Annotated in this window: 21 protein-coding genes; 4 read left to right on the top strand and 17 right to left on the bottom strand. The window is 72.1% G+C overall.

The window, feature by feature from the left end; genetic code table 11:
* Window positions 1–104 precede the first annotated feature (104 nt).
* Window positions 105–872, top strand: coding sequence for a DUF4232 domain-containing protein (locus ACZ4K2_RS13450; RefSeq protein ID WP_467476637.1), 768 nt, complete (start codon window positions 105–107; stop codon window positions 870–872).
* A gap of 12 nt (window positions 873–884) precedes the next feature.
* Here the strand turns inward: ACZ4K2_RS13450 and hemB are convergent, their stop codons facing one another.
* The 6 genes from hemB to ACZ4K2_RS13420 all read right to left on the bottom strand — a co-directional run bounded on the left by hemB (window position 885) and on the right by ACZ4K2_RS13420 (window position 7,794).
* On the bottom strand, window positions 885–1,877 hold the full coding sequence (gene hemB / locus ACZ4K2_RS13445) for a porphobilinogen synthase (RefSeq protein ID WP_467476635.1): 993 nt from the start codon (window positions 1,875–1,877) through the stop codon (window positions 885–887).
* Window positions 1,878–2,081: 204 nt separating this feature from the next.
* A complete protein-coding gene (locus ACZ4K2_RS13440; RefSeq protein WP_467476633.1) occupies window positions 2,082–3,794 on the bottom strand; it encodes a bifunctional uroporphyrinogen-III C-methyltransferase/uroporphyrinogen-III synthase in 1,713 nt (570 codons plus the stop codon).
* Window positions 3,791–4,798, bottom strand: a complete 1,008-nt coding sequence (gene hemC / locus ACZ4K2_RS13435; protein WP_467476631.1) for a hydroxymethylbilane synthase — start codon at window positions 4,796–4,798, stop codon at window positions 3,791–3,793. The genes ACZ4K2_RS13440 and hemC overlap by 4 nt, the downstream gene beginning before the upstream one ends.
* Window positions 4,795–6,480, bottom strand: coding sequence for a glutamyl-tRNA reductase (locus ACZ4K2_RS13430; RefSeq protein ID WP_467476629.1), 1,686 nt, complete (start codon window positions 6,478–6,480; stop codon window positions 4,795–4,797). The genes hemC and ACZ4K2_RS13430 overlap by 4 nt, the downstream gene beginning before the upstream one ends.
* Entirely contained in the window at window positions 6,477–7,241 is a 765-nt protein-coding gene (locus ACZ4K2_RS13425; protein ID WP_467476627.1) for a redox-sensing transcriptional repressor Rex, read from the bottom strand. The genes ACZ4K2_RS13430 and ACZ4K2_RS13425 overlap by 4 nt, the downstream gene beginning before the upstream one ends.
* Before the next feature lie 280 nt (window positions 7,242–7,521).
* Window positions 7,522–7,794 (bottom strand): glutaredoxin family protein, encoded by a 273-nt coding sequence (locus tag ACZ4K2_RS13420; RefSeq protein WP_467476624.1) that lies wholly within the window; start codon window positions 7,792–7,794, stop codon window positions 7,522–7,524.
* Window positions 7,795–7,920: 126 nt separating this feature from the next.
* Between ACZ4K2_RS13420 and ACZ4K2_RS13415 the strand changes: the two genes are divergently transcribed.
* The 3 genes from ACZ4K2_RS13415 to ACZ4K2_RS13405 all read left to right on the top strand — a co-directional run bounded on the left by ACZ4K2_RS13415 (window position 7,921) and on the right by ACZ4K2_RS13405 (window position 11,412).
* Window positions 7,921–8,841, top strand: coding sequence for an HAD family hydrolase (locus tag ACZ4K2_RS13415; protein WP_467476622.1), 921 nt, complete (start codon window positions 7,921–7,923; stop codon window positions 8,839–8,841).
* Window positions 8,842–9,153: 312 nt separating this feature from the next.
* Window positions 9,154–9,930 (top strand): ECF subfamily RNA polymerase sigma factor, BldN family, encoded by a 777-nt coding sequence (locus tag ACZ4K2_RS13410; protein ID WP_467476620.1) that lies wholly within the window; start codon window positions 9,154–9,156, stop codon window positions 9,928–9,930.
* A gap of 246 nt (window positions 9,931–10,176) precedes the next feature.
* Window positions 10,177–11,412, top strand: a complete 1,236-nt coding sequence (locus ACZ4K2_RS13405; protein ID WP_467476618.1) for a DUF5667 domain-containing protein — start codon at window positions 10,177–10,179, stop codon at window positions 11,410–11,412.
* 82 nt (window positions 11,413–11,494) lie between these two features.
* Here the strand turns inward: ACZ4K2_RS13405 and ACZ4K2_RS13400 are convergent, their stop codons facing one another.
* The 11 genes from ACZ4K2_RS13400 to ACZ4K2_RS13350 all read right to left on the bottom strand — a co-directional run bounded on the left by ACZ4K2_RS13400 (window position 11,495) and on the right by ACZ4K2_RS13350 (window position 20,961).
* Complete coding sequence (locus tag ACZ4K2_RS13400; RefSeq protein ID WP_467476616.1) at window positions 11,495–12,562, bottom strand: lysophospholipid acyltransferase family protein; 1,068 nt, start codon at window positions 12,560–12,562, stop codon at window positions 11,495–11,497.
* A gap of 14 nt (window positions 12,563–12,576) precedes the next feature.
* A complete protein-coding gene (locus ACZ4K2_RS13395; protein WP_467476614.1) occupies window positions 12,577–13,638 on the bottom strand; it encodes an NAD-dependent epimerase/dehydratase family protein in 1,062 nt (353 codons plus the stop codon).
* A gap of 233 nt (window positions 13,639–13,871) precedes the next feature.
* Window positions 13,872–13,970, bottom strand: a complete 99-nt coding sequence (locus ACZ4K2_RS13390; RefSeq protein WP_003948845.1) for a 30S ribosomal protein bS22 — start codon at window positions 13,968–13,970, stop codon at window positions 13,872–13,874.
* A 136-nt stretch (window positions 13,971–14,106) separates the two neighbouring features.
* Window positions 14,107–14,319: a helix-turn-helix domain-containing protein gene (locus ACZ4K2_RS13385; protein ID WP_121791081.1), complete on the bottom strand. Its 213-nt coding sequence runs from the start codon at window positions 14,317–14,319 to the stop codon at window positions 14,107–14,109.
* Window positions 14,320–14,448: 129 nt separating this feature from the next.
* Window positions 14,449–15,264, bottom strand: a complete 816-nt coding sequence (locus ACZ4K2_RS13380; protein ID WP_467476612.1) for a phosphatase — start codon at window positions 15,262–15,264, stop codon at window positions 14,449–14,451.
* Window positions 15,265–15,365: 101 nt separating this feature from the next.
* Window positions 15,366–16,538, bottom strand: a complete 1,173-nt coding sequence (locus tag ACZ4K2_RS13375) for an acetoin utilization protein AcuC (protein ID WP_467476610.1) — start codon at window positions 16,536–16,538, stop codon at window positions 15,366–15,368.
* Complete coding sequence (locus ACZ4K2_RS13370) at window positions 16,489–17,706, bottom strand: MFS transporter (protein WP_467476608.1); 1,218 nt, start codon at window positions 17,704–17,706, stop codon at window positions 16,489–16,491. Before ACZ4K2_RS13370 ends, ACZ4K2_RS13375 begins: the two co-directional genes overlap by 50 nt.
* Window positions 17,707–17,793: 87 nt before the next feature.
* Window positions 17,794–18,543, bottom strand: coding sequence for a VC0807 family protein (locus ACZ4K2_RS13365; RefSeq protein WP_467476606.1), 750 nt, complete (start codon window positions 18,541–18,543; stop codon window positions 17,794–17,796).
* A 92-nt stretch (window positions 18,544–18,635) separates the two neighbouring features.
* Window positions 18,636–19,280, bottom strand: coding sequence for an HAD family hydrolase (locus ACZ4K2_RS13360; RefSeq protein ID WP_467476604.1), 645 nt, complete (start codon window positions 19,278–19,280; stop codon window positions 18,636–18,638).
* Between the two features lie 66 nt (window positions 19,281–19,346).
* Window positions 19,347–20,435 (bottom strand): hypothetical protein, encoded by a 1,089-nt coding sequence (locus tag ACZ4K2_RS13355; RefSeq protein ID WP_467476602.1) that lies wholly within the window; start codon window positions 20,433–20,435, stop codon window positions 19,347–19,349.
* A 67-nt stretch (window positions 20,436–20,502) separates the two neighbouring features.
* Complete coding sequence (locus ACZ4K2_RS13350; protein WP_467476600.1) at window positions 20,503–20,961, bottom strand: hypothetical protein; 459 nt, start codon at window positions 20,959–20,961, stop codon at window positions 20,503–20,505.
* Between the last annotated feature and the right edge of the window lie 351 nt (window positions 20,962–21,312).

Here is a 21,312-nt window from a genome sequence, read left to right as displayed (position 1 = left end):
CCGGATCACCGGCAAGTGCTGGCCCCCGGGACGAGCCCGCCCACAGGCTGTTGGTCATCCAAGCACGACAACCGGCCCAGCCCGAAAGAGGACTTGCCATGCGTATGCGCCATGTTCGTCTGCTCGCCGCCACCGGCACCGCCGTGGCCGCCCTCGCGCTCACGGCGTGCGACAACGGCACGGGCCCGAAGGACGAGGGCGCCCCCCGCCCCGCGCCGGAGACGATCGCCTCGGACCCGGCAGGGGGCACGGCAACCGGCGCCCCCACCGGAAACGGAAGCGGGAACGGCGGCGAAAGCGGTAGCGGCACCGAAGGCGAAAGCGGCAGCGGCGCCGTCGGCGGCACGGCGAGCGGCGCGACCGTGGCCCGCACCCAGCCGCCCGCCGCCCGGCCGAACTCCCCGGAGGCTTCCGGCGGCGGCCGGAGCAGCCGCGCCGGCACCTCCCGGGTGCTGTGCAACGGCACCAACACCAAGGCCACCGCCCAACCGCTCAGCCGGCCCCTCAACCACATGCTGCTGACGGTGAAGAACACCGGGAGCAAGACCTGCGACCTGCCGTACTGGCCGGTCCTGCGCTTCGACGAGATGCAGTGGGTGCCGCAGGCGGACGAGGCCACCCAGCCGCAGGCCGTGGTCTCCCTGGCGCCGGGCGAGTCGGGGTACGCGATGGCGCGGCTGTCGGCCGCCGACGGCAGCGGCACCGGCGGCACGACCGCCCACAAGCTGACCCTGGCCTTCCAGGGCTACACCCCGAACAGCAACGGCGGCCCGTCCGCGATCCCGGCCCTGCCCGCCGCGGGCGTCTACTACGACAGCGCGCTGAAGGTCACGTACTGGCAGCAGGACCTGGGCTCCGTCAGCGACTGGTGAGCGGTTCGCCGGCTAGCGCAGCCACCGGGCCGCCTCGGTGGCCCAGTAGGTGAGGATGTTCCGGGCCCCGGCCCGCTTGATGCCCGTCAGGGTCTCCAGGATGGCCCGGTCGCGGTCCACCCAGCCCTTCTCGGCGGCGGCCTCGATCATCGCGTACTCGCCGGAGATCTGGTAGGCGGCGACCGGGACGTCCACCGCGTCCGCGACCCGCGCCAGGATGTCCAGGTACGGTCCGGCCGGCTTGACCATGACCATGTCGGCGCCCTCGGCCAGGTCCAGCTCCAGCTCCCGCAGGGACTCGCGCCAGTTGGCCGGATCCTGCTGGTAGGTCTTCCGGTCGCCCTGGAGCGAGGAGGCGACGGCCTCCCGGAAGGGGCCGTAGAACGCCGAGGAGTACTTGGCGGTGTAGGCGAGGATGGAGACGTCCTCCCGCCCGATCTGGTCGAGCGCGTCGCGGATCATGCCGATCTGGCCGTCCATCATCCCGCTCGGCGCGACGACGTGGGCGCCCGCGTCGGCCTGCACCTGCGCCATCTCGGCGTACCGCTCCAGGGTGGCGTCGTTGTCGACGCGCCCCTGCCCGTCCAGCACCCCGCAGTGCCCGTGGTCGGTGAACTCGTCCAGGCACAGGTCGGACATGACGAGCAGGTCGTCGCCGACCTCGGCCCGCACGTCGCGTAGGGCGACCTGGAGGATCCCGTCCGGGTCGGTCCCGGCGGTGCCCTGGGCGTCCTTCGCGGACTCCTCCGGCACACCGAAGAGCATGATCCCGGAGACCCCGGCCTCCACCGCCTCCAGCGCGGCCTTCCGCAGGCTGTCCCGGCTGTGCTGCACGACACCGGGCATCGCCGAGATCGGCACCGGCTCGCCGACGCCCTCCCGGACGAACGCCGGGAGGATGAAGTCGGCGGGGTGCAGCCGCGTCTCGGCGACCATCCGCCGCATGACGGGCGAGGTCCGCAGCCGCCGGGGACGCGTACCGGGAAAAGATCCGTACTTCGTCATACCTCCCACGCTACGCCCGCCCCACCCATGCCTTTGCCGACGCACAGTCGGCGCGACCGCCCCGGTGACACGGTGCTCGCCCCGGCGCGCCCCGGCGGCGGCGAGCCGGCCCCGGAACCGCTCCCGTCGTCGTGGCGTGCCGCGGCCGTGCCCCGGAAAGCGCGAAGCGGGGTGCCCCCGGAAGGGCACCCCGCTTCGCTGCGCTCAGGTCGTCGAGCGGCGTCTGCGCGCGCCCGGCCGGCGCTCGCTCGGCCGGGTCACCGGGTCGCCGGCCTCGACCGCGGCGGCGCGGCGCTTCATGCCGAAGTCGGCCAGCGCCTCCGCCAGCTTGTGGACCGACGGCTCCGGGGCCATCACGTCCACCCGCAGCCCGTGCTCCTCGGCGGTCTTGGCCGTCGCCGGGCCGATGCAGGCGATCACCGTCACGTTGTGCGGCTTGCCCGCGATGCCGACCAGGTTGCGGACCGTCGACGAGGACGTGAAGAGCACCGCGTCGAAGCCGCCGCCCTTGATCGCCTCCCGGGTCTCGGCCGGGGGCGGCGAGGCGCGGACCGTCCGGTAGGCGGTCACGTCGTCGACCTCCCAGCCCAGCTCGATCAGGCCGGCCACCAAGGTCTCGGTGGCGATGTCGGCCCGCGGGAGGAACACGCGGTCGATCGGGTCGAAGACCGGGTCGTACGGCGGCCAGTCCTCCAGGAGGCCCGCCGCCGACTGCTCGCCGCTCGGCACCAGGTCCGGCTTCACGCCGAAGGCGATCAGCGCCCTGGCCGTCTGCTCGCCCACCGCGGCCACCTTGATGCCGGCGAACGCGCGGGCGTCGAGGCCGTACTCCTCGAACTTCTCCCGGACGGCCTTCACCGCGTTGACCGACGTGAAGGCGATCCACTCGTAGCGGCCGGTGACCAGGCCCTTGACCGCCCGCTCCATCTGCTGCGGGGTGCGCGGGGGCTCCACCGCGATCGTCGGGACCTCGTGCGGCACGGCGCCGTAGGACCGGAGCTGGTCGGAGAGCGACGCCGCCTGCTCCTTCGTACGCGGCACGAGCACCTTCCAGCCGAACAGCGGCTTGGACTCGAACCACGACAGCTGGTCGCGCCGGGCGGCGGAGGATCGCTCGCCGACCACGGCTATCACCGGCCGGCCGCCGTCCGGGGACGGCAGGACCTTCGCCTGCTTCAGCGTCTGCGCGATCGTGCCGAGCGTCGCCGTCCAGGTGCGCTGGCGGGTCGTCGTACCGCCGACGGTGACCGACAGGGGGGTGTCGGGCTTGCGGCCCGCCGAGACCAGCTCGCCCGCCGCCGCGGAGACGGAGTCCAGGGTCGTCGACACGACCACCGTGCCGTCCGAGGCGCCCACCTCCGCCCAGCAGCGCTCGGAGGCGGTACGGGCGTCCACGAACCGGACGTCCGCGCCCTCGGCGTCCCGCAGCGGCACGCCGGCGTACGCGGGCACGCCGACCGCGGCCGCCACACCGGGGACGACCTCGAAGGGCACCCCGGCGGCGGCGCATGCGAGCATCTCCTCGGCCGCGTACGTGTCGAGCCCGGGGTCCCCGGTCACCGCACGGACGACCCGCCTGCCGCCCCGCGCGGCCTCCATGACAAGATGAGCGGCATCCCGGGCAGCGGGCGGCACGGCGACGGGTGTTGACGTACCGTCAACGACCGTGAGCTGGGGCGTGCCCGTGCCCGGCGGCGAGACCGAGGAGGGATCGGCGTCCGTCTGGACGACGGAGACCCCCTGTCGGGCGTGCGTCCGGATGACGTCGAGCACCTCGTGCTCGGCGACCAGGACGTCCGCGTTCGACAGCGCCTCCACGGCGCGCAGAGTCAGCAGTCCCGGATCCCCGGGTCCGGCACCGAGGAAGGTGACGTGCCCGTGCTCCGGACCGGCGGCAGGAAGGGTGGTGGGGCTCAATGTGCTCGCTCCCCCATAAGACCGGCCGCGCCCTGGGCGAGCATCTCGGTGGCGAGTTCGCGACCGAGTGCCATCGCCTGGTCGTGCGTCTGGGGCACGGGACCGGTGGTGGACAACTGCACCGTGCGCGAACCGTCGGTCGTGCCGACGATGCCGCGCAGGCGCATTTCCTTGACAAACTGTTCGCCGGCGTGGGGGTCCCCCCGCTCGAGCGGAGCCGAGAGTGGGGGAAGGTCGGCCAGCGCACCCACAGGTGCGCTGCAACCGGCCTCCAGGGCGGCGAGCAGTGACCGTTCGGCGGTCACGGCGGCCCGCGTGAACGGGTCGTCGAGCTCGCCGAGCGCCGCGATCAGGTCAGTGTCGTGGGCGGTGTTCCCCGCCCTGCACTCGATCGCCAGGGCCCCCTGGCCGGGGGCGGGCAGAACCGTGTCGACCGACAGGAAGTCGGTCACCTCGTCGCTCCGGCCGAGCCGGTTCAGTCCGGCGGCGGCCAGCACGACGGCGTCGAGCTCACCGTCCCGGACGTACCGGATCCGGGTGTCGACGTTGCCGCGGATCGGGACCGTCTCCAGGTCCAGGCCGTGGGCGCGGGCGTACGCGTTGAGCTGCGCCATGCGGCGCGGCGAACCGGTGCCGACGCGCGCTCCGCGCGGCAGGTCGGTGAACTTCAGGGCGTCCCGGGCGACGAGCACGTCCCGCGGGTCCTCGCGCACCGGTACGGCGGCCAGGGCCAGCTCCTCGGGCTGCGTGGTCGGGAGGTCCTTGAGCGAATGAACCGCGAAGTCGACCTCGCCCCGCACCAGCGCGTCGCGCAGCGCCGTGACGAACACGCCGGTGCCGCCTATCCGCGCCAGGTGCTCGCGGGTGGTGTCGCCGTACGTGGTGATCTCGACCAGTTCGACCGGCCGTCCGGTCACCCGGCGGACGGCGTCCGCCACCTGCCCGGACTGGGCCATGGCGAGCTTGCTCCGCCTGGTGCCCAGCCTCAGTGCCTTGTCAGTCATGCCGGTCGGTCCTTCGTTTCTGTGCCGTCCACGGCCCGGGAGACGGCGGCGACCGTCTCGGGGTCGAGGTCGAAGAGGGTGCGCAGCGCGTCCGCGTACCCGGCGCCGCCGGGCTCGGCCGCGAGCTGCTTGACCCGTACGGTCGGTGCGTGCAGCAGCTTGTCGACGACCCGGTGCACGGCCTGCCGGATCTCGCCGCGCTGGCGTTCGTCCAGGCCGGGCAGGCGGCCGTCGAGCCGCGCGATCTCACCGGCGACGACGTCGGCGGCCATGGTGCGCAGCGCGACCACGGTCGGCGTGATGTGCGCCGCCCGCTGTGCCGCGCCGAAGGCCGCGACCTCGTCGGAGACGATACGCCGGACCTGGTCCACGTCGGCCGCCATCGGTGCGTCGGCCGAGGCCTCCGCCAGCGACTCGATGTCCACCAGGCGGACCCCGGCCAGCCGGTGCACGGCCGCGTCGATGTCGCGGGGCATGGCCAGGTCGAGGAGGAAGAGGAAGGGCGCCGGACGCTCGGCCACCGGCTCCGGCCTACGCCGCTCGGGGATGCGCCCCACGGTCGCGGCGGTCGCGGCGAGCGCGGTGATCAGCCCGGCGTCCGCCTCGGGGGTACGGCGCTCCCGGCGGTCGACGGTGCCGCCGGCGGCCCAGGCCGCGTGCTGCTCCAGGGTGGCGGCGTCCATGCCGGCCACGGCGGCCTCGCCCATGACGGAGAAGCCGGGCTGCGCGGCGGCCAGGTCCAGCGGACAGTTCTCGTCGGCGCCCGCGGGCGGCGCCGGCGTCTTGGCCTGCGCGGGCGTACGGGGCGCGCCGGCGATCCGGGCGGCGGGGGCGCCGGTACGGCCCTCGACCGCCTGCGCGACCACCTCCGCCGTGAGCACCAGACCCGTCGCCCCGGTACAGGAGACGACGACGTCGGCACGTGTCAGTTCGTCGGCGACGGCGGCCATCGGCACCGCGCGGGCGGTCACCGTGCCCGTGTCGTCGCCCTCGCCGAGGATCTCCGCGAGCCGGGCGGCGCGCTCGAAGGTGCGGTTGGCCACGACGATCTCGGTGACACCGGCGCGCGCCAGCGTGGCGGCGGCCAGGGACGACATCGAACCGGCGCCGATGACCAGCGCCGTCCGCCCTGCGGCCCAGACCCGCACGTCGCCGCCCGCGGCGAGCTGCTCCAGGCCGAAGGTGACCAGGGACTGGCCGGCGCGGTCGATGCCGGTCTCGGAGTGGGCGCGCTTGCCGACCCGCAGCGCCTGCTGGAACAGGTCGTTCAGCAGCCGGCCGGCGGTGTGCAGGTCCTGGGCGCGGGCCAGGGAGTCCTTGATCTGGCCGAGGATCTGGCCCTCGCCGACGACCATCGAGTCCAGTCCGCAGGCCACCGAGAACAGGTGGTGGACGGCCCGGTCCTCGTAGTGCACGTAGAGGTAGGGGGTCAGCTCTTCCAGGCCGACCCCGCTGTGCTGGGCGAGCAGCGTGGACAGCTCGGCGACACCGGCGTGGAACTTGTCCACGTCGGCGTACAGCTCGATGCGGTTGCAGGTGGCGAGCACCGCGGCCTCGGTGGCGGGCTCGGCGGCGACCGTGTCCTGGAGCAGCTTGGTCTGGGCGTCCACGCTCAGCGCGGCCCGCTCCAGGACGCTGACCGGGGCGCTGCGGTGGCTGAGTCCGACGACGAGGAGGCTCATGCCGGCATCACCGCGGGGACGTCCCCGTCGGGTCCCTGGTCGGCGGACGTGTCACGGGCGGTGGCGGCGGGCACGGCGCCGTCGCCCGCGGCGGTCTCCTCGCCGGCCTTGCGCTGCTCGTGGAAGGCGAGGATCTGGAGCTCGATGGAGAGGTCGACCTTGCGCACGTCGACGCCGTCCGGGACGGACAGCACGGTCGGCGCGAAGTTCAGGATCGAGGTGACACCGGCGGCCACGAGCCGGTCGCAGACCTGCTGGGCGGCGCCCGCCGGGGTGGCGATGACGCCGATGGAGACGCCGTTGTCCTTGATGATCTTCTCGAGCTCGTCGGTGTGCTGCACCGGGATGCCCGCGACCGGCTTGCCGGCCATCGCCGGGTCGGCGTCGATGAGCGCGGCGACGCGGAAGCCGCGGGAGGCGAAGCCGCCGTAGTTGGCCAGGGCGGCGCCGAGATTGCCGATGCCGACGATCACGACCGGCCAGTCCTGGGTCAGGCCGAGCTCGCGGGAGATCTGGTAGACGAGGTACTCCACGTCGTAGCCGACACCGCGCGTCCCGTACGAACCCAGGTACGAGAAGTCCTTGCGCAGCTTGGCGGAGTTGACCCCCGCCGCCGCGGCCAGCTCCTCGGAGGAGACCGTGGGCACCGAGCGCTCCGACAGAGCGGTCAGGGCTCGGAGGTACAGCGGAAGCCGGGCGACGGTGGCCTCGGGAATCCCTCGGCTGCGGGTCGCCGGTCGGTGTGTTCGGCCAGTTGCCACGGTGCTCCTGCGGGTAGAGCGGGGCTGTAGGCGGTCATACGTCCCCAGACCGCCCCGTCGGAAGCAGGCTATGTCTTTGTGAACGCGTGCACAAAGATGGTGTCCGATTTGCCCGGCAGAAGTGACCGGCGTCACGCCGATTTCGCGCCCCTGGCGGGAACCGGCGCACACGCACCGGGACTCCTTCGTTACTGGGGGCAAAACTGCACACTCTCCTCATAAATCCCGCCCCCGAGACCGAACTACCATCGATCCTAAGCGACTTTCCGGTCGGTTTGGACTACTCGGTCAGTGCCCGGCGCAGCCGCTCCTCGTTCACGCGCCAGAAGGTGTGCTGCTCGCCGTCGATTAGGACGACCGGGATCTGCTCCCAGTAGCGGTCGTGGAGCTCCCGGTCCTCGGTGATGTCCTTCGGCTCCCACGGCACGCCGAGGTCGGCGCACACCTTCTCCACCACCCGCTGCGCGTCGTCGCACAGGTGGCAGCCGGGCTTGCGGACGAGCGTGACCAGCCGGGCGCGCGGCTCGGCCCTGCGTCGGAAGAGCGGACTCATACGGACCATTCTCGCGCGCTCCGCGGCCGTTCCGGATCGCTTCCCCACCACGCCTGTCGACCGGTGTTCACACCGTGCCGACCTCTCCGCCCCGGAACCACCGAACAGACTGGCTATGCTCGCGTCATGGCCGCTCTCGGATGGCTCACTAGCCGTAGGCGCTCCGCCACGGCGCGGAGCGTGTTGGCAGGCGAGGCCTCGGCGGAGGCCGCCCGCAAGTCCTCGCGGGAGATCCCGCCCGCGACGCCGGACGAACCCCAGTTCCCCGTGATGGGCGACGACCGCGCCGCCGCCTTCTTCGACCTCGACAACACGGTGATGCAGGGCGCCGCGCTGTTCCACTTCGGCCGGGGGCTGTACAAGCGGAAGTTCTTCGAGACCCGCGACCTGGCCAGGTTCGCCTGGCAGCAGGCGTGGTTCCGGCTGGCCGGCGTCGAGGACCCCGAGCACATGCAGGACGCCCGCGACTCGGCCCTGTCGATCGTCAAGGGCCACCGGGTCGCCGAGCTGGAGTCCATCGGCGAGGAGATCTACGACGAGTACATGGCCGGCCGCATCTGGCCCGGCACCCGCGCCCTGGCCCAGGCCCACCTGGACGCGGGCCAGAAGGTCTGGCTGGTCACCGCGGCCCCCGTCGAGATCGCCCAGGTCATCGCCCGCCGCCTCGGCCTGACCGGCGCCCTCGGCACGGTGGCCGAGTCGGTCGACGGCGTCTACACCGGCAAACTGGTCGGCGAGCCGCTGCACGGGCCCGCCAAGGCGGAGGCGGTCCGCGCGCTGGCCGCGGCCGAGCGGCTGGACCTCCCCCGCTGCGCGGCCTACAGCGACAGCCACAACGACATCCCGATGCTGTCCCTGGTCGGCCACCCCTACGCCATCAACCCGGACGCCAAGCTCCGCCGGCACGCCCGGGAGCAGGACTGGCGGCTGCGCGACTACCGCACGGGCCGCAAGGCCGCGAAGGTCGGCATTCCCGCGGCGGCCGGGGTCGGCGCGGTGGCGGGCGGCACGGCGGCCGCGATCGCCCTGAGCCGGCGCCGGCGCTGACCGGACCGGCCCGCCCGGCCCGCCGGGGCCGCCGGGGTCGGCTTGAACGGGGCCGTGTACATCACCTTTTTCAAGACGCACCGCACTTCACCGAAACACGCCCTTTTTCGGTCAACGAGCGATCATCTTGCGTAACTTGACCTGCCAGCAAACGGTTACAGATACGACGCATTCGATGATTTGAACAACTCGGTGTAGCAGCGCCTGTACGAAGCGTTATTCTCCTCAGACGCAAACCGGTACCCCTCCGTCGCTACGACGGGTGAACGGTCCCGCACTGTACGTGATGGAAGCTCTGCCTCTGGGAGTCCCGTGTACCCACACGTCGGGGTTGACGCCTCGGGCCTGGCCACGCTGCGCGCATCAGTCGCGACGGTCAAGGAGACGCTGCGCGGCCTCGTCCCCGCCGCGTACGCCGTCCCCGCCTTCGCCGCCGCCGCGCCCGCCGGCCCGTGCTACGCACTGGCCGAGGGCGCCGCCGTCGGCAGACGAGGGCGTGCCACCGGCGCGGCGTCCCCCCGCCGTCCGGCCGCCGACAGCGACAGCGCCCGCATGATGGACCTGGTCGAACGCGCCCAGGCGGGGGAGGCCGAGGCCTTCGGACGCCTCTACGACCAGTACAGCGACACCGTCTACCGGTACATCTACTACCGCGTGGGCGGCCGGGCCACCGCCGAGGACCTCACCAGCGAGACCTTCCTGCGCGCGCTCCGCAGGATCGGCACCTTCACCTGGCAGGGCCGCGACTTCGGGGCCTGGCTGGTCACCATCGCCCGGAACCTGGTCGCCGACCACTTCAAGTCGAGCCGCTTCCGGCTGGAGGTGACCACCGGCGAGATGCTCGACGCCAACGAGGTCGAGCGGTCCCCGGAGGACTCCGTCCTGGAGTCCCTGTCGAACGCGGCCCTGCTCGACGCGGTACGGCGGCTCAACCCGCAGCAGCAGGAGTGCGTGACGCTCCGCTTCCTCCAGGGCCTCTCGGTCGCCGAGACCGCCCGGGTGATGGGCAAGAACGAGGGCGCCATCAAGACCCTCCAGTACCGCGCCGTGCGCACCCTCGCCCGGCTGCTGCCCGACGACGCCCGCTGACCGCGGGCCCGCGGCGGCCACGGTGGGCGACCGTCAACTGACGTTCCGTGAGAGCCGGTTGACTTTCCGATCCGGTCGTCCGCCGCGCGTAACCCAAGTGCCGCGCCAGTCGTTGTGCGGGATACAGGCTCCCTGTGGTCACGTCCTGGCCGACTCTCGATCGCCCGATCGAGTGGACGGCCGTGGGCGTGCCACCCTCAGGACCCCCTGGGGAGCCGACCGTCATGACGAGAGGAGGTGCCGCCAGTGATCGCGAACGTATCGGCGCACCGGCGGGCGAACGCCTTCGCCCAGGCCCTGGAGGAGCAGTCCGACCGGGCCCCGGCGGCCGAGCGGTCCGCAGCACCGGCGGGATCACCGCCGGCCGCCGAGGACCGGACCGGGCACGGCGAGCTGCTGGCCCTGGCGACGGGTCTGGGCGCGCTGCCCAGGCCGCAGCTCGACCCGGAGGTCAAGGTCGTCCAGCGGGCCCGGCTGGTGGCCGCGATGGAAGCCATGCTCCAGGAGGACACGGGGGCGGCGGACGCGTCGGTACCGGAACAGCGTGCGTACCGCTCCAAGGGCGCGCACCGGGCGAGCCCGCTGGGCAGGCTGCGGCCACGGACCAGGCTGACCAAGGGCCTCGCGGCCGGCGGTCTCAGCGTGGGCGTGGCGGCCGGGGCCTTCGGCGGGGTCGCCGCCGCCAGCTCCGACGCCCTTCCCGGCGACTCGTTGTACGGGCTGAAGCGCGGCATCGAGGACTTCAAGCTCAACTACCTGACCGACGGCGACGACCAGCGCGGCCAGACCTACCTCGACCAGGCCTCCACCCGGCTCAGCGAGGCCCGCCGGCTGCTGGACCGCGGCCCGGGCGGCCACCTGGACCACGAGTCCATCGGCGAGATCCGCCGCACCCTGTCCGGGATGCGGCACGACGTCTCCGAGGGCCACCGCCTGCTGCACGCGGCCTACCAGGCCGACCCGGACTCCCTCGGCCCCATCCAGGCGCTGTCCGCCTTCTCCCGGTCGCACCGCGAGGTCTGGAGCGCGGTCAGCGACAAACTCCCCGTCCAGCTGGGCGACATGAAGCAGCAGGTGTCCTCGGTCTTCGACGCCATAGACCAAGAGGTCGCCCCGCTCCAGTCCCTGCTCCCACCGCCCCCGGCCCCGTCCGCCGGCGGCCGGCGGCCCGGCGGCACCGGCACCCCGTCGAGCGGGGCCTCCGGCAGCCACCGGTCGACCGCGCCCAGCTCCACCGGCCACCCCCCGTCCACCGGCCGGCACACCGGCGCCGGCACCCCGAGCGGCCCGGCCACCGGAACCGCCGGCGACGGCCTGCTCGGCGGCGACACGGGCGGCCTGCTCGAACCGCCGAAGACCGGGACCGAGACCGGCTCCCCGTCCGTCGGCAAACCCCCGACGGGCCAGCCGGACGTCACCATCCCGCCGCTGCTGCCCGACCTGCTGCCCGGCCTGGGCATCGACGGCGAGGACGCGGGCTGACCGGGTACGACGACGGCGGTGGGGGCGCCCCCTTCCCGAGCGGGGCGCCCGCACCGCCGTACCCCGGACGCCGTACCCCGGGTCAGAAGAACACCGACCTCCGCTGCACCAGCAGCTTGTAGAGGGTGTGCTGGATCTGCTCGCGGACCTGGTCGGTCAGGTTGAACATCAGCATCGGGTCCTCCGCCGCCTCCGGCGGATAACCGTCCGTCGGGATCGGCTCCCCGAACTGGATGGTCCACTTGGTGGGCAGCGGCACCGCGCCCAGCGGTCCCAGCCAGGGGAAGGTCGGCGTCAGCGGGAAGTACGGGAAACCCAGCAGCCGGGCCAGCGTCTTGGCGTTGCCGAGCATCGGGTAGATCTCCTCGGCCCCGACGATCGAGCACGGGATGATCGGCACCCCCTGCCGCAGGGCCGTCGAGACGAACCCGCCCCGGCCGAACCGCTGGAGCTTGTAGCGCTCGCCGAAGGGCTTCCCGATGCCCTTGAAGCCCTCCGGCATCACCCCGACCAGCTCGCCCTGGCCCAGCAGCCGTTCCGCGTCCTCCGCGCAGGCCAGCGTGTGCCCCAGCTTGCGGGCCAGCTCGTTGACCACCGGCAGCACGAAGACCAGGTCGGCCGCGAGCAGCCGGAGGTGACGGTCGGCCGGGTGGTGGTCGTGCACCGCCACCTGCATCATCAGGCCGTCCAGCGGCAGCGTCCCGGAGTGGTTGGCGACGATCAGCGCCCCGCCCTCGGCCGGGATGTTCCCGATGCCCTTCACCTCGACCCGGAAGTACTTCTCGTACAGCGGCCGCAGCAGCGACATCAGGACCTGGTCGGTCAGTTCCTCGTCGTACCCGAAGTCGTCGACCTGGTAGTCCCCGGTCAGCCGGCGCCGCAGGAAGGCCAGCCCGGCCGCCACCCGCCGCTCCAGACCGCCGTCTCCCCGTTCGTCGGTGCCCGGCGGTTCCGGCGGCTCCTGCGTGCGGTCCGCGGGCTCGTCCTCCCGCGTCCGCTCCCGGCCCGGCAGCGGCTGGACCGCGCCGGCCTCGCCCGGCTCCCCGAGCGCGCCGCGCCGGCCGCTCCCGCCGCGGCGCCGCACCGGGCGCTGTGCGGCGCTCCCGCGGGACCGGTCGTCGTCGAACGGAATGACCTCGGCGTCCGCCATCCTTGCCGCTCTCCTCACTTGGCGCTGTGCGTCTGGGACCGGCCGCCCGCCCTCGCGGCCAGCGCGGTGATCCGGTCGACGGCCCCCGCGAGGGTCTCCGGCGGCAGCGGCCCGGGGCCCTGGCCGCGCGCGAAGTCCGCGAAGGCACCGGCCGTCGTGTAGCGGGGCGTGAAGCCCAGCGTCTCGCGCATCTGCACCGTGTCCACCACGCGTCCGTGGGTCAGCAGCCGGATCTGCTCCGGCGAGAAGTCCGTCACGCCGAGCGTGCGGACCAGGGAACCGGCCCAGGTGACCGCGGGCAGCGGCAGCGGCACGGTGGGCCTGCCGAGCCGACGGGCGCACTGCGAGAGCAGCAGGACACCGTCCCCGGCGATGTTGAACGTGCCGCTGTTCAGGGTGGACCGGCGCGGTTCGTGCGAGGCGATGCGCAACACCTCGATGACGTCGTCCTCGTGCACGAACTGCAGCCGCGGGTCGTAGCCGAACACGGTCGGCAGGACGGGCAGCGCGAAGTACGAGGCGAGCGGGGTGTCCGCGGCCGGGCCGAGGATGTTGGCGAACCGCAGCACGCACACGGCGACGTCCGGGCGCCGCCGCGCGAACCCGCGCACGTACCCCTCCACCTCGACCGTGTCCTTCGCGAAGCCGCCGCTGGGCAGCGACTTGGCCGCGGTGGTCTCGGGGAACACCGCCGGGTCGCGCGGCGCGGACCCGTAGACGTTGGTACTGGACTTCACCACCAGGCGCCGCACGGCCGGCGACTTCTGGCAGGCGCCGAGCAGTTGCATGGTGCCGATGACGTTGGTCTCCTTGACCGTGGCCCGGCTGCCGCCGCCCAGCGCCGTGCCGGTCACGTCCATGTGGACGACCGTGTCCGCACCCGTCTCGGCGAGCACCCGGGCGATCGCCGGCTGGCGGATGTCGGCCTGGATGAAGTCGGCTCCGCCCAGGTGGTGCGCCGGTGGCACGGCGTCCACCGCGATCACGCGGTCCACCTCCGGGTCCCGCTGGATCCGCCGCACGAACCGGCCGCCCAGTTGCCGGGCCACTCCGGTGACGAGCACGATCTTCCCCAAGACCAGCGCCTTCCCTTCCCGCGTAACCGGTGTCCCGCGTTCCCCGTCTGCGGCCAACCTAGCCGTTCGACGTCGCGCTGTGACGGCCCGCGGTGCACGGGCACGGGGAATTCCCCCCGTCGGACACGCCGGACATGCCTGTGGCCCCCCACCGCTGACGGTGGGGGGCCACAGGGCCGCGCTCTCGCGGCGCCGCTCGCTGCGGGGCCCGCTGACGCGGGGCCCCGAGCGGGTTACTTCTTGTTGCGGCGCTGAACGCGCGTGCGCTTGAGCAGCTTGCGGTGCTTCTTCTTCGCCATCCGCTTGCGCCGCTTCTTGATAACAGAGCCCACGACTACCCTCGCTCACTTCTCATGTCTCGGTTGTTTGGGCGCCATGGGCCCACACGACCTACGAGGGGCTAGCCTACCCAACCGAGCGCCGAGGTCGTAATCGAGGGGGCACCCCCGGATCACCCGGGGGTGGCCGTCAGGCCGTCTCCACCCCCACATAGCTGTCGCGGAGGTACTCGTGTACCGCTTGCTCCGGGACGCGGAACGACCGTCCCACCCGGATCGCGGGCAGATGACCGCTGTGCACCAGGCGGTACACGGTCATCTTCGACACTCGCATCACCGAGGCGACCTCCGCCACGGTAAGGAACTGAACCTCGTTCAGAGGCCTCTCGCCAGCTGCAGCCATGACACACCTGAACCTTCCGCACTCGACGGCCACCGGCTTCCCCTTCCGGTGACTCTTCGTCGTTGCGTGCTCACTCCCCAGACTAGGGGCGGGTGATGCGAGTGGGGAAGAGGTGCACCCGTCGGCGGCCTACTGTGACAGAGACGCGCGATTGAGTACGTAGCGGATCAGCGGACGGTAGTGACTAGACCGCAGTGCGTCATCAACCGGAACGACGACGGACACCCGTCCCTCGGCCTGACCCACGAACAGCGCGGGGTCGTCCGCGTCGGCCAGCCCGATGGCCTCGAACCCCAGCTGACCAGCCCCGCAGACCCACCCGTGGTCGCCGACGACCAGGTCGGGCAGGGGTCCGCCGGCCTCCGCGGCCGCGTCCAGCGCGACCCGAACCGGGAGCGGCGAGTGGCTGTGGGCACCCGGCTCACAACCGGGGCGCCCGCTCGCCGGTTCCCGCACCAGGGCAACCCCCCGTACGTAGTCGAGGCGGTGGGTGCGTAGACCGAACCGGGTCAATATGTCGACACAACGGCCCTGCGCCGGGGTGAGGACCTCACATCCCGCCGCCGACATCGCCTCGGCCAAAGCGGCGTAGAAGCCCAGCAGCGGCCGCGGGTGCCCGGTGCCGAACAGCACGCGCGCACCGCGCCGGGCCGCCTCCGCGATCCGCCCGGCGAAGGCGTCCAGCGCGGCGAGCGTCCGCTGCGGATCGATCACGTCCGGCCCCGAGGTGTGCCGGGGATCGGCCGAGACCCCGCACCGGTCCGCCATCAGCCCCAGCAACTCCCGCATACCCCAGGCGCCTTCGGGATCGATCCCGATCAGTGCGCGCGGGTCCCGGGCGGCGAAGAGCCGGTAGCTCCGCAGGCTCTCCTCGCGCGGCGTGGCCACCACCCCGGCCAGCCGGACGGCCACCAGGTGCGCGCGGAGACGGTCGGCAGTCAACACGGATGCGATAGTGGCCCATCAGGGTGACCTCGGGGACCGGAAACGGCCAATTGCGCACGGCCGGCCCAATCACCCGCCCGTACGGTGGCCCCCGAGCGGCCTCAGGGCAGCAGCCCCCGCAGCGGGAAGACGGCCCGCCGGGTCGCGAGCACCGCCTGGTCGACGCGGTCCGCGGGGTCGTAACCGGCCTCCCACGTCCCGTACTCCACCGGCCACCGGCCGTCCGTCATCCGCTGCGGCCCCAACTGCCGGGTCCGCGCGTACGCGTCCTGCCGCCACCCCTCGGGGATCATCGTCTCCGGCGGCACCGGCCTGCCCGCCGCGATCCCCACCAGGTGCGTCCACGAGCGGGGTACGACGTCCACCACCGCGTACCCGCCCCCGCCCAGGGCGATCCACTTCCCGTCCGCGTGCGTGTGCGCCAGCTCGTGGCACGCCGTCTGCACCGCCCGCTGCGCGTCCAGCGAGACGGCCAGGTGCGCGAGCGGGTCCTCGAAGTGCGTGTCGGCCCCGTGCTGGGAGACGAGCACCTGCGGCCGGAAGTCGGCGAGCAGCTCCGGCACCACGGCGTGGAACGCCCGCACCCAGCCCGCGTCCCCCGTCCCGGCCGGCAGCGCGACGTTCACCGCGGCGCCCTCGCCCGCGCCGGCCCCCGTCTCCTGCGGCCAGCCGGTCTGCGGGAACAGCGTGCCGGGGTGCTCGTGCAGCGAGATCGTCAGCACCCGCGGGTCCTCCCAGAACGCGGCCTGCACCCCGTCCCCGTGGTGCACGTCGACGTCCACGTAGGCGACCCGCTCGGCCCCCAGCTCCAGCAGCCGCGCGATCGCGAGCGCCGCGTCGTTGTAGATGCAGAAACCCGACGCCCCGCCCGGCATCGCGTGGTGCAGCCCGCCCGCGAAGTTCACGACGTGCTCGGCGTCCCCCCGCCACACCGCCTCGGCCGCGCCCACCGACTGACCGGCGATCAGCGCGGACACCTCGTGCATCCCGGCGAACGCCGGATCGTCGGCGGTGCCGAGCCCGTACGACCCGTCGGCCGACGCCGGGTCGGCGGACGCGGCCTTCACGGCGTCGATGTAGTCCTCGCGGTGGACCAGCCGGAGCGTCGACTCCCCGGCCGGTTTCGCCGCGACGACCCGCAGCTCCCGGTCGAGCCCGAGGGCACCGACCAGCCGGCGGGTCAGCTCCAGCCGGACCGGGTCCATCGGGTGGTTCGGACCGAAGTCATAGCCCGTTACTGCCTCGTCCCACATCAACTGTGCGCGGCCGCTCATGCCCGCCACCGTATCGGTCCGGTTCAGCCGCGAACGACCTGGCGTACCCCAGTGTCACCAGCACCAACACCATCGGCACCAGCATGGCGCCCCGATAGCTCCAGGCGTCCCCCAGGGCGCCCACCAGCGGCGAACCGACGAGGAAGCCGACGTAGTTGAAGATGTTCAGCCGGGCGACGGCCGCGTCCGAGGCCCCGGGGAAGAGCCGGCCCGCCGCCGCGAAGGTCTGCGGCACCAGCACGCACAGCCCCAGGCCCAGCAGGGTGAACCCGAGCATCCCGGTCCAGGCGCCGGGCGCCACGGCCACCACCGCGAACCCGACGGCCGCCACCAGCGTCCCCAGCCGCACGACGGTCGCCGCCCCGAACCTGCGCACGCCCAGGTCCCCGAGGGTCCGCCCCACCAGCGTGGTCACCATGTACACGTTGTACGGCACGGTCGCGAGCTGCTCCGAGCTGCCCAGCACGTCCTTCAGGTACTTCGCGCTCCAGTTGGAGACGGTCGAGTCACCGATGTACGCGAACGTCATCACCAGGCACAGCGGCAGCAGCAGCTTGAAGACCACGCCCCCGCCCGGCGCCGCGCCCCGGGCCGCCGGCGCCGGCTCGCCGTCGACGTAACCCCGGCCGGCCAGCAGGGTCCCCGGCAGCAGTACGGCCACCACCGGCAGGTACGACACCCACAGGGCCAGGTGCCAGTGCGCCCCGGCCCAGGCCAGCGACGCGCCCAGGATGCCGCCCAGGCTGTAGGCGGCGTGGAAGCTGAGCATGATGCTGCGCCCGTAGGAGCGCTGGAGGCTGACGCCGAGCATGTTCATCGACGCGTCCAGCGCGCCCACCGCCAGACCGAACACGCCCAGCGCCACCGCCACGGCGGCCATCTGCCCCTGTCCGCCGGCCCCGACCCCGAGCAGCGCCAGCAGCACGACCGGCTGGGACCAGCGCAGCAGCCGGCTGGGCCGGACCCGCTTCACCAGCTGCTCGGTGGTCACGCTGCCGGCCCCGGCGAGGATCGGCACGGCGGCCAGGAAGACCGGGAGCAGCGCGTCGGAGATCTCGTACCGGTCCTGGATGGCCGGGATGCGCGTCACGAGCAGGGCGAAGGTGACGCCTTGGGCGAAGAAGCCGAACGCCAGCGAGGCCCTGCCACGCCGCAGCACATCAGTCATGGCGGCGAGATTAGGGCCCCGGGCTACCTGTGGGTAGATCCAGTCAAAGATGAATCTCTCTCATCTTTGGTGGAGGGTGAGTCTCCGTCAGGCGGCGACGGCCAGCGCCGGTCGCTCGGGGCGGCCGGTGTCCGCCCCGGTCTCCGTCCCTGCCTCCACCCCGGTCCCCGCCTCTGCCTTCAGCATCCGCTTCATCGGCTCCACGGCGAGTCCGCCGCTGAGCAGGAAGCCGAGCACCATGGCGGCGATCATGAAGACGCTGCCCAGCCACACCATGGTGTCCACCGCGACGGTGTAGGCGCCCACGGACCGCGCGACGCACTCGGTGAGCAGCACCAGGCCCCAGACGATCGAGAAGGCGTTCTCCTTGCGCCGGAAGTCCGCGGAGCCGGCCGCCGCACCGGAGGCCAGCCGCTGCCACGCGGCCTCCCTGGCGGGGTCGCCCTTGACGAGGAAGGGCTTCATGCCGGCGGTCATCATCGGCTTCCCGAGCCGGACGGAGACCAGGATGCCGATGGCGACCGCGCTGCTGACCACGCTGTCCTTGGCCAGCATCAGCCGCGGGTCGCCGGAGACGAAGCTCAGCAGGAGCGAGACCACGTTCACGGCGAGGATGAGACCCGCCAGGCCGTTGGTGCGCCGCTCGGCGACCAGGCTCCACACGGTCCGGGCCGCGGGCACCGCGCTGCTCCAGGCGAGTGCCGCGAAGGTGCTCGTCCCGACGCCGTTCCTGAGGACGTAGTAGGAGCCGAGCGGCACCGCCACGTCGATGAGCAGCGGCTTGAAGTTGTCCAGCACGCCGGGCTTGCGGACCTGGGACCCCGTGTTCTTCGTCATGCCCTCAGCCTCGCGCCCGAGGGGGGTCCGGCAGTAGGAACGAACGTCCGGAGGTCCGCATGACAAATGTCAGCCGGGACGGCCGCCCCGGGTCATGTCAGCAGGTCGGTCAGCTCGCCCATGTCGGCGAAGAGCCGGCGGGCGCCGGCGAGCCGTGCGGCCGGCGTCATGGCGGTGAACCCGTACACGTCCATCCCGGCCGCCAGGGCCGCCTGGACGCCCAGCGGGGAGTCCTCGACGACCGCGCACCGCTCGGGGGGCACCCCCATGGCCCGGGCGGCGTGCAGGAAGAGGTCGGGCGCGGGCTTGCCCCGGCCGACGTCCTCGGAGCTGAAGACGCGCTCCCGGGGGAACCAGCGGTCGAGTCCGGTCGCCCGGTGGCCCACCCTGATCCGGGCGTGGCTCCCGGAGGAGGCGACGCAGTACGGCACCCCGTCCGCGGCCAGCTCCTCCAGGACGCCGGCCGCCCCGGCCACCGGCTTCAACTCCCGTTCGAACGCCGCGAAGACGCGCGCGTGGAAGACGTCGTCGAAGTCGTCGGGCAACCGCTGCCCGGTCCGCTCCAGCACCAGCTCGTGGACCCGGTGCATCGCGGAGCCCATGTAGTCGCGGATGGAGTCCTCGTACGACGTCGGGTGCCCCAGCTCGGTCAGATAGGCGGCCAGGTGCCGGTTCGATATGGGTTCGCTGTCCACGAGGACGCCGTCGTTGTCGAAGATGACCAGGTCATAGCGCATGCTCGTGAGCCTAGCCGCGCTGTCACGAGCCGGGCCGTCCGGCGGTCGCGCGCGTACGGACCGGGGTCAGTCGAGGCCGCAGGTCCGGCCGTCGGCCGTGATCGTGTGCCGCTCGACCCTGCCGGACGGGCCGATGCTGTAAACCTGCCCGTCCGGCAGGGTCAGCGCGCTGTGCGCGGCGACTTCGGTCTCGGTCCTCCCCCCGGCCGCGGAGAAAAGGGCCAGCCTGCCGTCGGAGAGGAGAACACCGCAGTTGCGGAAGATCCCGATCTCGCCGGCGCTCGTGACCGTGGTCTCCTCGAAGGCGGCGGACCGGCCGTCTGCCGTGATGGAGATGTCCTGGGTCGCTGTGTCGGAGTTCGCGGAGAACGCTCCGAGCATGGTCGAGGTGTCGGAACTCGCGCAGTCGCTGGCGAACCGTTGGGTGTTCCGGATCGCCTTGCCCGTCGTCAGGCTGAACTCGGACGCCTTGTCGCCCAGCGTCCACATCGTGCCTTGTTCCGGGGAAAGGCAACCGACGCTTCCGGGAAGTCCGGTGAACACCTTCGAAGGAGAAAGGTCCGGCCCGGTCAGCGGAAACCGGAACGCGCTCCAGTCGGTCGCGTTCTTCTCCTGGACGGACACCAGCAGTGCGCTGTTGTCCGTCGATACCCTGCCCATGGCATCCTCGACGCCTTTGGCGAAGGTCTTCTTGTGAACCTTCCCCTGGTCCGACCAAATGACGGCGGATTCCGAGGTGGCCACCCAGTTTTCCTTGTTCCTGGCCCAATGGACGATCATGGTCTTGTCCGTGAAGGACCGGGTCGCGGTGCCGGATCCGCGCTTCCAGATCACGTGGCTTTCGGGTGCCGACTTGTTCATGTCCGCGGTGGCCGACAGGACAGCGTCCGGACATGCCGAGGCGCAGTGGACGTCTGTGGGGAAATACCGGCTCTCCTGCCACACCTTCTTTCCGTCTCGGGTATACCCCTGCAAGACCTCGCGTTCGGTGTCGAAGGTGATGTATCCGTGGGCGTCCCCGTCCACCAGTACGGCACTGCTCGAGGTCGCGGGCGTATCGGCCCGGTGCCCGGAGGCGGTGGCCGAGCAGCCGGCGAGCAGCGTCGCCGACACGGCCGCGGCGACGAGCGTGCGGAGGTCCCTGTTCGGTGCCATGCGGTTTCCCCGTCGAAGGATCGCGCGTGAGCGGCCGCAGCCGCTCACGCGCGATTGTCTGCGGCTGTCAGAAGGCGAAGGACTTCGACTTGCAGTTGACGGGCCAGCCGTTGATTCCGTTCATGTTGTACCAGCCCTCGGCGACGAGGCGGGTCTTGCCCTTCTTGGTGACGGGACGCTTACTCACCGGGAACTGGGTGGAGAAGGCAATCAGGTCCCACCGCGCCTCGCCCTTCTTACGCTGGTCCACACCCTTGCGTGAGGATCCGTCCAGCAGGTAGGACACGATCTGGAAGTCGGAGCGGTTCTTCTTGAAGCCGTGGCTCTTCGGGTAGTAATAGCGATCGGTGTGCTGCCAGGTGGTGCTGGTCTTCTTCACGTAGTACGTGCGGGCCGTGATCTGCGCGTCCGAGGTGGGGTTGATCGAGGCGGAGCAGATCGTGTCCTTCGAGGCAGCGACGGCCTCGGGGGTGGCAAGGCCCGCCAGCATGACGCCGGCCGCCACCGGAGCAATTGCCGTGGCCACAGTCTTCTTTGTGATGCGCAAGAGAAATCCTTTCCCGTTTCTTGGTCGACTTGATCTTTGCCCACGAGCAAGTCGAGGGTCAACGGGATTGAGGTTTTCCTGAGCTAGCCTCTCGGTTTTGAGTGATGACCCATCAACTCAGGTGCGCTTTCCGGCTGTTCCTACAGAGCCCAGGGGGACGGCCGCCGGGTGGTCTCGCGGGCCGGCTGGGTCCTGCTGGTGGAGAGGGGCGGACCGTCCCGAGACTGTGAGCCCGAACGCAGAAAACCCCCGCATCGTTTCGATGCGGGGGTTTTCCCAAAATTTGTTCGGCGGCGTCCTACTCTCCCACAGGGTCCCCCCTGCAGTACC

Source organism: Streptomyces sp. NPDC025833 (genome assembly GCF_055558055.1).
The sequence above is the reverse complement of the archived record's forward strand: the minus strand, read 5'-3'. Positions and strand labels throughout refer to the sequence as shown.

Bases quoted from the DNA above. Each gene is read 5' to 3' on its own strand.
- ACZ4K2_RS13450 (WP_467476637.1), top strand. From the start codon at position 105: ATGCGCCATGTTCGTCTGCTCGCCGCCACCGGCACCGCCGTGGCCGCC.
- hemB (WP_467476635.1), bottom strand. From the start codon at position 1,877: ATGACGAAGTACGGATCTTTTCCCGGTACGCGTCCCCGGCGGCTGCGG.
- hemC (WP_467476631.1), bottom strand. From the start codon at position 4,798: ATGACTGACAAGGCACTGAGGCTGGGCACCAGGCGGAGCAAGCTCGCC.
- ACZ4K2_RS13430 (WP_467476629.1), bottom strand. From the start codon at position 6,480: ATGAGCCTCCTCGTCGTCGGACTCAGCCACCGCAGCGCCCCGGTCAGC.
- ACZ4K2_RS13420 (WP_467476624.1), bottom strand. From the start codon at position 7,794: ATGAGTCCGCTCTTCCGACGCAGGGCCGAGCCGCGCGCCCGGCTGGTC.
- ACZ4K2_RS13415 (WP_467476622.1), top strand. From the start codon at position 7,921: ATGGCCGCTCTCGGATGGCTCACTAGCCGTAGGCGCTCCGCCACGGCG.
- ACZ4K2_RS13400 (WP_467476616.1), bottom strand. From the start codon at position 12,562: ATGGCGGACGCCGAGGTCATTCCGTTCGACGACGACCGGTCCCGCGGG.
- ACZ4K2_RS13385 (WP_121791081.1), bottom strand. From the start codon at position 14,319: ATGGCTGCAGCTGGCGAGAGGCCTCTGAACGAGGTTCAGTTCCTTACC.
- ACZ4K2_RS13375 (WP_467476610.1), bottom strand. From the start codon at position 16,538: ATGAGCGGCCGCGCACAGTTGATGTGGGACGAGGCAGTAACGGGCTAT.
- ACZ4K2_RS13370 (WP_467476608.1), bottom strand. From the start codon at position 17,706: ATGACTGATGTGCTGCGGCGTGGCAGGGCCTCGCTGGCGTTCGGCTTC.
- ACZ4K2_RS13365 (WP_467476606.1), bottom strand. From the start codon at position 18,543: ATGACGAAGAACACGGGGTCCCAGGTCCGCAAGCCCGGCGTGCTGGAC.
- ACZ4K2_RS13360 (WP_467476604.1), bottom strand. From the start codon at position 19,280: ATGCGCTATGACCTGGTCATCTTCGACAACGACGGCGTCCTCGTGGAC.
- ACZ4K2_RS13355 (WP_467476602.1), bottom strand. From the start codon at position 20,435: ATGGCACCGAACAGGGACCTCCGCACGCTCGTCGCCGCGGCCGTGTCG.